General features: G+C 63.4%; 13 protein-coding genes. 8 read left to right on the plus strand and 5 right to left on the minus strand.

Annotated elements, in window-relative coordinates; genetic code table 11:
- Positions 1-739: 739 nt before the first annotated feature.
- Genes JWP26_RS04075 through JWP26_RS04095 form a run of 5 tightly spaced genes read left to right on the plus strand, consistent with a single transcriptional unit; the run spans position 740 to position 4,868 of the window.
- Positions 740-2,056 (plus strand): replication-associated recombination protein A, encoded by a 1,317-nt coding sequence (locus JWP26_RS04075; protein ID WP_299723859.1) that lies wholly within the window; start codon positions 740-742, stop codon positions 2,054-2,056.
- On the plus strand, positions 2,056-2,439 hold the full coding sequence (gene crcB / locus JWP26_RS04080) for a fluoride efflux transporter CrcB (RefSeq protein ID WP_299723862.1): 384 nt from the start codon (positions 2,056-2,058) through the stop codon (positions 2,437-2,439). The genes JWP26_RS04075 and crcB overlap by 1 nt, the downstream gene beginning before the upstream one ends.
- The gene (locus JWP26_RS04085) at positions 2,436-3,428 is read left to right on the plus strand and encodes an RluA family pseudouridine synthase (protein WP_299723865.1); all 993 of its coding nucleotides are present in this window, start codon (positions 2,436-2,438) and stop codon (positions 3,426-3,428) included. Before crcB ends, JWP26_RS04085 begins: the two co-directional genes overlap by 4 nt.
- A complete protein-coding gene (locus JWP26_RS04090) occupies positions 3,425-4,099 on the plus strand; it encodes an HAD-IA family hydrolase (RefSeq protein WP_299723868.1) in 675 nt (224 codons plus the stop codon). The genes JWP26_RS04085 and JWP26_RS04090 overlap by 4 nt, the downstream gene beginning before the upstream one ends.
- The gene (locus JWP26_RS04095; protein WP_299723871.1) at positions 4,092-4,868 is read left to right on the plus strand and encodes an ATP12 family chaperone protein; all 777 of its coding nucleotides are present in this window, start codon (positions 4,092-4,094) and stop codon (positions 4,866-4,868) included. The genes JWP26_RS04090 and JWP26_RS04095 overlap by 8 nt, the downstream gene beginning before the upstream one ends.
- Here JWP26_RS04095 and folK read toward each other — a convergent pair.
- From folK to JWP26_RS04115, 4 genes are all read right to left on the minus strand, one after another.
- Positions 4,865-5,311: a 2-amino-4-hydroxy-6-hydroxymethyldihydropteridine diphosphokinase gene (gene folK, locus JWP26_RS04100; RefSeq protein ID WP_299723874.1), complete on the minus strand. Its 447-nt coding sequence runs from the start codon at positions 5,309-5,311 to the stop codon at positions 4,865-4,867. The genes JWP26_RS04095 and folK overlap by 4 nt on opposite strands.
- A 3-nt stretch (positions 5,312-5,314) precedes the next feature.
- A complete protein-coding gene (folB, locus tag JWP26_RS04105) occupies positions 5,315-5,695 on the minus strand; it encodes a dihydroneopterin aldolase (protein WP_299723877.1) in 381 nt (126 codons plus the stop codon).
- A 4-nt stretch (positions 5,696-5,699) separates the two neighbouring features.
- Positions 5,700-6,566 (minus strand): dihydropteroate synthase, encoded by an 867-nt coding sequence (folP, locus tag JWP26_RS04110; RefSeq protein ID WP_299723880.1) that lies wholly within the window; start codon positions 6,564-6,566, stop codon positions 5,700-5,702.
- 170 nt (positions 6,567-6,736) lie between these two features.
- On the minus strand, positions 6,737-7,495 hold the full coding sequence (locus tag JWP26_RS04115) for a hypothetical protein (protein ID WP_299723883.1): 759 nt from the start codon (positions 7,493-7,495) through the stop codon (positions 6,737-6,739).
- Between the two features lie 18 nt (positions 7,496-7,513).
- Between JWP26_RS04115 and JWP26_RS04120 the strand changes: the two genes are divergently transcribed.
- Together JWP26_RS04120 and JWP26_RS04125 are read left to right on the plus strand one after the other, a co-directional pair.
- Positions 7,514-8,041 (plus strand): hypothetical protein, encoded by a 528-nt coding sequence (locus JWP26_RS04120; RefSeq protein WP_299723886.1) that lies wholly within the window; start codon positions 7,514-7,516, stop codon positions 8,039-8,041.
- Positions 8,042-8,218: 177 nt separating this feature from the next.
- Positions 8,219-9,430, plus strand: a complete 1,212-nt coding sequence (locus JWP26_RS04125; protein ID WP_299723889.1) for an MFS transporter — start codon at positions 8,219-8,221, stop codon at positions 9,428-9,430.
- A 4-nt stretch (positions 9,431-9,434) separates the two neighbouring features.
- On the opposite strand, the gene JWP26_RS04130 is transcribed toward JWP26_RS04125, so the two are convergent.
- The gene (locus JWP26_RS04130; protein ID WP_299723892.1) at positions 9,435-10,292 is read right to left on the minus strand and encodes an AraC family transcriptional regulator; all 858 of its coding nucleotides are present in this window, start codon (positions 10,290-10,292) and stop codon (positions 9,435-9,437) included.
- A gap of 131 nt (positions 10,293-10,423) precedes the next feature.
- Here JWP26_RS04130 and JWP26_RS04135 point away from each other — a divergent pair, with 131 nt between their 5' ends.
- Positions 10,424-11,359, plus strand: a complete 936-nt coding sequence (locus JWP26_RS04135) for a phytanoyl-CoA dioxygenase family protein (RefSeq protein WP_299723894.1) — start codon at positions 10,424-10,426, stop codon at positions 11,357-11,359.
- Positions 11,360-11,417: the final 58 nt, after the last annotated feature.

Below are 11,417 nucleotides of genomic sequence, written 5' to 3' on the forward strand. Positions count from 1 at the left end.
CTCCCCGGAGTCTGCCGACGAGTAAGGGTGAATTGAGTTCAACAGCGTGAATTGAACTCCATCCCGCCCCGCGAGTGGAGCGGTCACCTCCCCCTTGATGGGGGAGGGCTAGGGTGGGGGTGTCGTTTAGCCACAATCCATCGGCGCCACCGTCCCCTCCCTTGCGGCACGTTCCGCCCCCACCCACTGTCCTTCCCGCGGGCTTGACCCGCGGGCCACGATCAGCGCGCACCATGGCCAGTGTTTGCGGAGAGCGCCCCGCGGGTCAAGCCCGCGGGAAGAACCGTGGGGGTGGAGTGCCTGGATGATCACAAGCCCATCTGACTTATCGGCGTTCCCCATCTTTTCCCCACCACCAATTCCAGCGCTATCCTCACCCCCGATATCTCCACAATGGCTGCGGGTTCGCGACGAACGGCCGTGGGGAGTTTGGTGGGAGGGGAATGCGGTCGCGCGATCCCTGGGCCAGCGCGACGTTCGTCTCCTGAGACAATGGAGGCCACGTTCGGGCGGCCAGAAACCCCATCGCATGCGGCGAGGCGCTGTCTCGCTTACTACAAAACCCATGAGGCACGTCCCGCCGCATGCCGCAGTCTTTCCAAAACCGTGAGCCGCTCGGGCCGCACGGCGTTTCGTCATGACCGCCGGTGAAACTTGCATCTCCGCTTTATCGGGGATCACTGCGAAGTTGACGCCCGAGAACGGTGTATGCGCTTGAGCAGTCTGATAGAATGCGGCCATGACCGACCTGTTTTCCGCCGACCCCATCGATAGTGACACCGCGCGACCGCTGGCCGACCAATTGCGGCCGCGGGTACTGGATGAGGTGATCGGGCAGACCCATCTGTTGGGGCCCGATGGCACACTGCGGCGGATGATCGCTTCGGGGCGGCTGGGGTCGCTGATCCTGTGGGGACCGCCGGGCACCGGCAAGACCACCGTGGCGCGGCTGCTGGCCGACCAGATCGGCTATCGGTTCGAGCAGATATCGGCGGTGTTTTCCGGCGTCGCCGATCTCAAAAAGGTGTTCGAGAAGGCGCGGTTCGAGCGGCTGTCAGGCCACAAGACGCTGCTGTTCGTCGATGAAATCCATCGGTTCAATCGAGCGCAGCAGGATGGCTTCCTGCCGGTGATGGAAGACGGCACCGTAGTGCTGGTGGGCGCGACGACAGAAAATCCGTCGTTCGAACTCAACGCCGCTTTGCTGTCGCGCAGTCAGGTTTTGCGGTTCGAGTCGTTGTCGCTGGAAGACCTGGGCCTGCTGGTCGAGCGGGCGGAGGAACTGACTGGCGAGGCGCTGCCACTCAACGATGAGGCGCGCGCAACGCTACTGACATTGGCCGATGGCGACGGCCGGGCGCTGCTGGGACTGGTCGAGGAAGTGCTGTCCTCCGCCAAGCCGGGCGAGGTGCTGGATGGGCAGGCGCTGCTGACCGTGGTGCAGCGCCGCGCGCCGATCTACGACAAGGCGCAGGACGGGCACTACAACCTGATTTCGGCCCTGCACAAGACGGTGCGCGGCTCGGACCCCGATGCGGCTCTCTATTACTTTGCGCGCATGCTCGATGCCGGTGAGGATCCGCTGTTCCTGGCCCGACGGCTGATCCGCATGGCGGTCGAGGATATTGGCTTGGCTGACCCCCAGGCCTTGCCGCAGGCCGTTGCCGGGCGAGACGCCTACCAGATGCTGGGATCGCCCGAGGGCGAGTTGGCGCTGGCGCAGGTTGTCGTCTATCTGGCGCTCGCCCCCAAGTCGAACGCGGTCTACACCGCCTTCAAGGGCGCCACGAGTGTTGCCAAGGCGACGGGCTCGCCGATGCCGCCCATGGTCATCCTCAATGCGCCGACCAAGCTCATGAAGGGCTCTGGCTACGGCGACGGCTATCAATACGACCACGACACGCCAGAGGGTTTTTCGGGCCAGGAATACTTCCCCGAAAAGATCGGTCGCCAGAAATTCTACGAGCCGGTGGAGCGCGGATTCGAGCGGGAATATCGCAAGCGGATCGAATATTTCGAACGGTTGCGGGCGGAAAAGCGCGGCGGGGGCGAGTAATGGTTGGCGTGGTATTGGTGGGCGTCGGCGGGGGTATCGGCGCCATGGCTCGCTACGGGGCATCAATCTTGGTAGGCCGTCTGTGGCCATCCGGCTTTCCATTAGCGACGCTGCTCATCAACATTATCGGCTCGCTGGCCATGGGGCTCTTGGTCGGCTGGATGGCCAAGGCCATGCCGAGCTGGGCACCTGAAGGGCGGCTATTCCTCGCGGTCGGCGTGCTGGGCGGGTTCACCACGTTTTCCTCGTTTTCGCTGGATACGATTGCCTTGATCGAGCGCGGCGAAATCGGGCAGGCGGGCACCTATGTGGTGTTGTCGGTTGTGGTTTCGGTCGTCTGCCTATATCTGGGGCTTTTGATGACAAGAGGCCTGCCCGTATGAGTGCGGTTCAACAGCGCCTGGTGAGCCAGGACGAAGATGGAATGCGGCTGGACCGTTGGTTCGCGCACCATTTTCCCCAGCTCGGTTTCGGGCGTTTGCAAAAGCTGATCCGCAATGGCGAGGTCAAGGTCGACAAGGCCAAGGTGACGACCAGTACGCGAGTGGTTGCTGGCCAGACCGTGCGCATTCCACCTATCGACGATCCCGAAACGGTCAAGCCGGTCAAGGTGCGCGACGAGGACGCCGATTTCCTGCGCGACCTGATCCTCTATGAGGATGACGACATCTACGTGTTCAACAAGCCCAGCGGCTTGGCGGTGCAGGGCGGCAGCGGCACTTATCGCCATCTCGACGGGATGCTGAAAAGTCTGCCCAACAAGAAGGGCGAGCCACCGCGCCTGGTGCACCGGCTGGACCGGGACACGTCGGGCTGTCTGGTTGTTGCCAAGACGCATGCTGCGGCTAGTCATTTTGGCACGGTGTTCCGTTCGCGTTCGGCGCGGAAAATCTATTGGGCGGTTGTCGCCGGCAATCCCCATCCGCAGCAGGGCGAGATTTCGTGTTTCCTCGCCAAGCAGGGTGGCATGGATGGCGAGCAGGTGGTTGTCGTGAAGAACGGCACGCCGGGCGCGCAGCATTCGACGACCTACTATTCGACCACGGATACGGCCAGCCGGCGCTTTGCCTGGGTGACGCTGAAGCCGGTGACCGGACGTACGCATCAGTTGCGCGTGCATATGGCGCAGTTGGGAACGCCGATCATCGGGGATCCGCGCTACTTCAATATTGAGAACTGGCAGGGCGCGCCGGGGCTGGGCGAGGCGTTGCATCTGCATGCGCGACGTATCGCGTTCCCGCTAAGGGGCGGAAAGCGCCTGGATATTTCGGCCCCGCTGCCGCCGCACATGCGGCAGAGTTTTGATGCGCTGGGCTTCGATCCCGATCGGTACGATATCCAGCAACAGGACCCGGAGGAGGAGGGCGCATGATCCTCGTCATGTTCGATATGGACGGCACGCTGATCGACACGCAGGCCCTGATCACCGAGCATATGGCGGCGACATTTTCGGGCGCGGGGCTGGAAGCGCCGGGGCCGGAAGAGTCGCGGCGGGTGATCGGGCTATCGCTGCCGGTGGCGCTGGGGCGGCTGGCCAAGAGCGATGATACGGGGCTGATCGAGCGGTTGGTGGAAAGCTACAAGAGCCACTATCGCGCCTCCGTGGTGACGGATGAGGGGCGAGAGGGCCTGTTTCCCGGTGCCCTGGCCGCGCTGGAGCGACTGCGGCTGTGGCCGGATACGCAACTGGGCATTGCCACGGGCAAGGGGCTCAATGGGGTGCATCGCATTTTGGGGCTGCATGGCATCGAGGACTATTTCGTGACGCTGCAGACGCCGGACCATAATCCGTCCAAGCCGCATCCGGGGATGATGTATCGGGCGATGAGCGAGACCGGGGCGACGGCCGAGCAGACTGTGATCGTCGGCGATACCACGTTCGATATCGAGATGGGCAAGGCTGCGGGCGCGAAAGCTATTGCGGTTTCATGGGGTTATCATGAGACGGCGGAATTGCTGGAGGCCGGGGCGGACGCGGTGATCGATCGCTATGAGGACCTCGATGCGGCGATCAGGACGGTATTGGAGTTGAGCGATGCGTGACCAGCTTGAAGATGCCCACCAGCATGCTGACGCGGGTCTTGGCCGGGCGCATCATCGGGTGAAGTCGGATCTGCCGAAGCGATTCTATAAGGAGGTCAGTGTCTTAGCGGTGGACGGCGGGTTCACGGTGGCGCTGGATGGGCGGCCGGTGAAGACGCCGGGCAAGATCGCGGTGGTGGTGCCGGTCGCAGAGATCGCCACGGTGATGGCGGCGGAGTGGGCGGCGCAGGGAGAGTTTGTCAATCCCGATCCTATGCCCATGGTACGATTGATCAATTCGGCGCTGGAGAGCGGGGAGAAGATGATCCCGGCGTTCCGCGACGAGGTGCTGAAGTTTGCCGCGGGCGATGCACTGCTGTATCGGGCCGAGGCCCCGCAGACGCTGGTGGACGAACAGGAAGCAAGCTGGGACGCGTCGTTGGTAACGCTGGCGCGCCATTTTGGCGTGAGTTTTCAACCCACTATCGGAATTATCCACCAGGCGCAGCCGGCGGCGACGCTGGCGCGGCTAGGCGATTCGCTGCAGGCCGAGGGACTGCTGGTGATGACGGCGCTGGTGTCGATCACCGGGCTGACGGGGTCGGGACTGCTGGCGATCGGGCTGTTGCATAAGTTGTTTACGCCGGACCAGGTGTGGGCGGCGGCGCATGTGGATGAGGATCACCAGATCCGCGCCTGGGGGCAGGACGAAGAGGCGGCCGAGCGGCGTGCCAAGCGGCGGCTGGAATTCGATACTGCCGCTAACGTCGTGGAATGGCTGCGCAATTAGGCTTTGCTGGCTGCCATGGCGATGACCCAATCGGCGGTTTCGGGATCGATCTCGCGCAGGGGATCGAGGACGAAATCGCGTTCGTGCGCATAGGGATGCGGCAGGGTCAGGCGCGGGGATAAGTCGATCCGCCGGTCATAGGCGATGATATCGATATCTATAAGGCGCGGGCCCCAGACTTCGATACGTTCGCGACCCATGGCGAGCTCGATGGATTGCAGAACGTCCAGCAATTTCAATGGCTTGAGGCTGGTGACAATGCTCATCGCCATGTTGGCGAAGTCGGGTTGATCGGTCTTGCCCCAGGGTTTTGTGGTGATGACGGTCGAGGTCGCAATCAGGGCGATCTGCGGCTGCGAAATGATTCGATCGACTGCATCGGCCAGTTGGGCCGGTGGATCGCCGATATTGGCGCCAAGACTGAGCCAAGCTTTTGACATCATTGACTATTTCCGGACGCGGTGGAGCTCGATGGCGACTTCGCCACGGACCATGGCGATGGGGGCTTCGGGTTTGCGGATGCGCAGGATTACCCAGTTAATCCCTAGAAAAGACTGGAAGAGTGCCTCGATAATGTTATTGGCAACGGCTTCCAGAAGCTTCATGCGGCGGTCTTCGAAGCTCTGTTTCACCACGTCATAGATATCCGCGTAGGATATCCCGGACGAGAGGCGGTCGCTTTCAGCCGCGGCCGACAGATCGGCGCCCAATTCCAGATCGATGAAGAATCGCTGGCCGAGCTTGGCTTCCTCGGCGAAGACCCCATGGTAGCCGTAAAAGCCCAGGTCTTTCAGGATGATACGGTCGCCAGTGAAAGGATCGGCCATGTGGTCACCTCGGGTTTTCGGGGGGACCATACAGCGTTGCTTGCGCCACGCGAAGGGCGTCGCGATTGGGGCGGATATCGTGGACGCGAAAGATATGCCCGCCTTTGGAGTAGGCCAGCACGTTGGTGGCGATGGTGCCGGCGAGACGCTCGTGCGGCTCATTGCCGAGCAGTTTGCCGATCATGGATTTTCGCGAGGTGCCGACCAGAATCGGAAAGTGGTCGTTTTGGGTGGTTCCTGAACAAGCATGCTGGATTTCTTGAAGCAGTTGATAGTTCTCGGCCAGCGACTTGGAAAAACCGAAGCCGGGATCGAGGATCAGGTTTGTGCGGCTTATCCCCGCGCGCTCGGCCAGCGCTATTGTGGCATCGAAATAGCGGCGGACTTCATCGGTGATGGGTTTGGTGAGATCGCGGGCCTTGTCCCAATGCATGGCGATGACGGGGACGTTGTGGAGCGCGGCGATGTCGGCCATTTCGGGCGCGCCTTGCAGGCCGTGGACGTCGTTGATGAGGGCGGCGCCGGACTGGATGGCCTGGTCGGCGACCAGGGGCTTATAGGTGTCGATGGAAATGGGCGCGGTGATGCCGGCGGCGACGAGGGCCTCGATGACGGGGATGACGCGGTCGAGTTCGTCTTGAATCGAGACCGGGGCGGCGCCGGGGCGAGTGCTTTCGCCGCCGATATCGATGATGTCGGCACCTTCGGCGATCATGGCGTGGGCATGGGCGATGGCGGCGTCGAGGAGGGCGTGTTCGCCGCCGTCGGAGAAGCTATCAGGGGTGACGTTGAGGATGCCCATGAGGGTGGGCGTGGGGCCGAGGGTGAGGGCGCGGTGATGGGACAGGGGGATGGTGTGGGTGGTGTGCAAGGTGGGTGCCGATCGCATCGAGGTTGAACAGGCTTACCCCCACGGCGGGGCTTTACTCAAGGGTAGGGCGTGAAGCGGAGGTTTTCGGTTTTCGCGGGGTGACCCGGGGAAATGGTTGGATTGGGGCTAAACGTCCCCCCACCCCTGGCCCGCCCCACGAGACGGATGGTTCAGTGGGGCAGCGTGGGGAAGATTGGCGTTTCCGGTTTGGCATCACGGGGGTGGAGGAGCCAGATGCCGGAGCCGTGTTCGCTGCACATGATGCCGGCACCTTCGGGGTCGTAGGGGCGGTCGCCAGCGATGTCGTCGCTAAACCAGACGGGGTGGGTTATCTCGAAACGGGCTTGGAGGCGCGGGCCATCGACGCAGCAAGCGGCGTGAGCGAGGGCGCCGTAAAGCGGGCGAATGGGAATGCCGGCATCGCGCATGGCGCGCTCGATGCGCCGGATGTGGATGCAAGTGACGAGGCGGGTTGGATCCAGATCATATTCGATCTGGCCGTCGGACCAATGTTGGCCGGCGCGGATCAGGTCGGCGTATTTGCGCAGGACAGGGTCGGCGGCGAGGTGTTGGACGCGCTGGTGTTCCGCTTGGGTCCGAAGGCGGGATATCTGAGCCCAGCGGCGCCGGCGGACGTAGAAGAAATCGATGCCACCCCAATTGGGCGCGGTAGTGCCGTCGGACATGAGGATGGAGCGGATCAGCACGAAGACGGCGACGAGCAAGATTGGGAGGGCGATGATGGCGGCTTGGTCAAGTTCGGGCGGCGTGCGGGGTTCGTTGAGGTGGTAGAGCAGGGCTATGGCGATGATGAATCCGGGGCCGACAATAGCCATCGCGGCAACGACGCTGCCGACGCTGCCGAGCGGGTGGTTGAGGAATCTGTGCAGCGTTCCGGGGGCGGGTACGGCCTCGCCGGATTGATCCATCGTCGCGCCGGAGGGCGTTTGGCCGCCCAAGAGGACGACGAGTGTTACAACGCCAAGCGCGCTGCCGAGCGGGATCAGGAAGAGGTAGGCGAAAGCCTGAACCTGAAGAAGCAGGCGCGACCAGCGGGCGTTGAACAGCAGGCCAATGCCGCCGATGACGCTAGGGGCGAAGTAGACGACGAACAGCAGGATAAACCCGCCGCCGGTGGCGCGGTAGCCGGGATTGGCGCCAGGATCGGTGAGGAACAGGCCGATAAAGGGGATGGCGATGGCGGAGCAGGCCAGGCCGACGAGGATGTGGGCGATGGCGAGGATTCTGGTGGCGATGGCGCGCGCTCCGGGCGGGGTTGTTTGGAGCGGGAGTGCCAGTTGGTGGGTGAACTGGGGCTGAATTGGAGCGAGGTGAGGCGAAGTTCGAATTCTGGGATCGAGTGTGTTGCCACCTCACCCGTGACCAGCCATTCGAGCGTAGCTCTCATGGAGCGATTTGCCCTACGGGCCGCGTCGACGCCCTCAAGGGCGACGATGGGACTGCTTGATCTTTGATCGGGTGGCACGCGGTCCGCTGCGCTGCAATGCCGCAATGCGGATTTGGCGATTGCGGCGCGCCGGTTGAGGCACGTACACCTATGGCGTGCCCCGCTCCTCCCGAGCCGGCTAATCCACATTGCCGACAGGACAAATCGGTTTCAGCCGAGGCTGACTGTCGCCGGAGTATGCGCCGTGTCTAATATTGCATCTGTAGCGAGCGGCCTCACCACGGGGGCCAAGCTGGCGATCTTGGCGATGGCGGTGGGGTCGTTTGGAATCGGGACTGGCGAGTTCGCGATCATGGGATTGCTGCCTAACCTTGCAGCAGACCTTGGAATCAGCGCGCCGGAAGCGGGGCATGTGATCAGCGCCTATGCGTTGGGCGTGGTGGTGGGGGCGCCGCTGGTGGCTATCCTGGGCGCCAAGCTGGGGCGGCGGCCGCTGCTGCTGGGATTAATGGTGCTGTTTGCGCTGGGCAATTTCGGCAGCGCGGTGGCGCCGAATTATGCGTCGCTGATCGTGCTGCGGTTTATCAGCGGGCTGCCGCATGGGGCCTATTTCGGCATTGCGGCGCTGGTGGCGGCCTCGATGGTGGATGTGGGCTATCGGGCCCGGGCGGTGGGTCGGGTGATGCTGGGGCTGACCATATCGACGCTGGTGGGCCTGCCTGTGGCGACGTGGCTGGGACAGGGCATGGGCTGGCGGCCGACTTTCGCCGGGGTGGGCGTGATCGGGGTTGTGGCCTTTGCAATGATCGCGCGATTTGTGGTGCCGATGGCGCTGGTCGCCGGGGCGTCGCCGCTGAAGGAATTGAGTGCGCTCAAGCGTCCGCAGGTGTGGCTGACGCTGGGCATCGCGGCGATCGGCTGCGGCGGGATGTTCTCGGTGTTCACTTATGTGGTGCCGTTGCTGACGGAAGTGGCGGGTGTGCCAATCGGTTGGGTGCCGCTGGTGCTGGCGCTGTTCGGGGTGGGCATGACGTTGGGCAATATTGTCGGCGCGGCCATGGCGGACAAGGCGCTGATGCGGACCATCGGCGGGATGCTGGCGTTCAACGTGCTGGTGCTGGCTGCGATACCGATCATGGCGCAATCGGTACTGGGGGCATCGCTGAGCGTGCTGTGCGTCGGCTTCACGGTGGCAATCGGCACGGCGCTGCAGACGCGGCTGATGGACGTAGCAGCGGATGGGCAGACGCTGGCGGCAACGCTGAACCACGCGGCGTTCAACCTCGCTAATGCGCTGGGCGCACTGTTTGGTGGGATGGCGATTTCGGCGGGCTATGGCTGGGGGTCGACCGGGGTCGTCGGCGCAGTGATGGCAGTCGGCGGGCTGATGTTGTTCGGGATTTCGGTGGCGCTGGAGCGGCGGGAGACGCTGTGGGCACCAGCCGCCGCAGAATAACGCGTCAGACAAACGCCAATCGGTATTGGCGCGGAGTCACTTGCTTGAGGGCTTTGAACTGGCGGTTGAAGTTGGCGAGGGAGTCATAGCCGACGTCGCCGGCGATCTGGCCGATGGGGATGGCGGTGGAGGACAGGAGAGCGCAAGCGCGGCCAATGCGGAGGCGGATCAGGTATTGGCTGACGGTCTGGCTGGTGTGGCGCAGGAAGGTGCGGTGCAGGCCTGAGGGGCTGAGGGCGGCGATATCGGCCAAGGTGGCGATGGTCAGCGGCTCGGCGAAGTTTTGGTGGATGTGGTTGAGGACGCGGTCGATGCGGGTGCGGTCGGCGGTGGGGCCGGTGGCATTGGGGGCGGTGGCAGCGAGGGGGGTGGCGGCGCGGTCGGCGGCGAGCAGGCTGAGGACTTGCAGCAGGAGCAGGAAGCGCTCGGTTGGGGGCCGCTGAAACAGGGTTTCGATCAGGGGGCGGGCGGCGGCGGCGGTCGCGGGGGAAAAGCGCAGGCCGGCGGCGGCGCGGGTGAGCATGGCGCCGATGTTGCGCAGCTCGGGGAATTTGGCGGTCAGGTGATCGGCCCAGTCCTGGAGGAACCACATGACGAGGGCGATGTGCGGCTGGGCCGGATCGGGCTGGTCGATGGACGACCAGGTGTGCGGCAGGTAGGGGCCGATGAGGACGAGGTCGCCATCGTCGTATTGGCCAATATGGTCGCCGATGAAGCGCTGGCCACGGGAATTGAGGGTGAGGGTCAGTTCGTATTCGGGATGGTGATGCCATTGGAAGGGAATGGCGTCGTCGAGGCGGCGGTTGAGCATGGCCCAGGAGGCGTCGTCAGTGACCGTGAGGTGTTCGAGATAGGGCTTCATCTGGCACCGGAGCAGTCGTGGACGCCAGAATAGTATCAATAGTTGCCGGTCCAAGGCAAGCTTTGGTGGCGGCGTGGCGGTAGGTTAACCCCATCGAACAGTCCTGAGGGGACGAGACATGGGAGAGTTTCATGCAAGCCGAAGCCAAACGCGACAGCCATCCGACGACGCAGGTCGTGACCACGCAGCTCAAGGATATCGTCAAGAAGCTGCCCCTGAGAGTGCTGAGCCCAGCCGACTGGCAGCACTGGGTGACGAAGGGCTATGTGATTGTTCGAAATGCGGTTCCGCAGCAAAATGTCGAGCGGCTCAAGGCTTTACTCTGGGATTTTGATGAAAAGAATCCGGCAGACCAGAGCACCTGGTATGCCCCGCAGCGGCGCGACCACCTCATGAAGGAGCTCAACGGCACCGGCATGGTGGAAATCTACAACCACCAGTACTTGTGGGACAACCGGATGGAACAGCGCATGTACGATGCGTTCGTGGACATCTGGGACCTGGAAGAGCTGTGGGTGTCGATCGACCGGGCGAACCTGAATGTGCCCAAGAAGGTGCATGGCAATCCGAACGGGTTCATCCACTGGGACAGCGACACCTCGCTCGATCCGTTGCCGATCGGCGTGCAGGGGGTGTTGAGCCTCGTCAAGCAGGATGGGGACGTCGGTGGGTTCCAGTGCATTCCGGAGCTGTTCTACAACTTCGATACCTGGGTGAAGACGCAGCCGGCGGATCGCGATCCGATGCATCCGGATACGACGGGGCTGACCATCACCAATATCGAGATGGAGCCGGGCGACCTGATGATCTTCAATACGCTCTTGGCCCATGGCGTGCGGCCGAACCACTCCAAGGACCGGGTGCGGATGGCGCAGTATATCTCGATGTATCCGGCCAATGAGGGCGACGTGATCGACCGTGCCGAGCGGGTGCGGCTGTGGCGGGAACTGGATTCGCCCAAGCGCGATGCGTTCCCGGGGGACCCGCGCGAGTGGGAGAAGAAGCATGCGCAGACGGCGAAGTTGAACCCGCTGGGGGAGAAGTTGCTGGGGCTGAAGAGCTGGTAGGATGATGGGGCGCCGGTGGCGCCCCAAATCATTTGAAAGGGAGCGCGAAGGGCAGCGC

The sequence above is a fragment of the Devosia sp. genome (assembly GCF_028290435.1).
Lineage (GTDB): Bacteria > Pseudomonadota > Alphaproteobacteria > Rhizobiales > Devosiaceae > Devosia.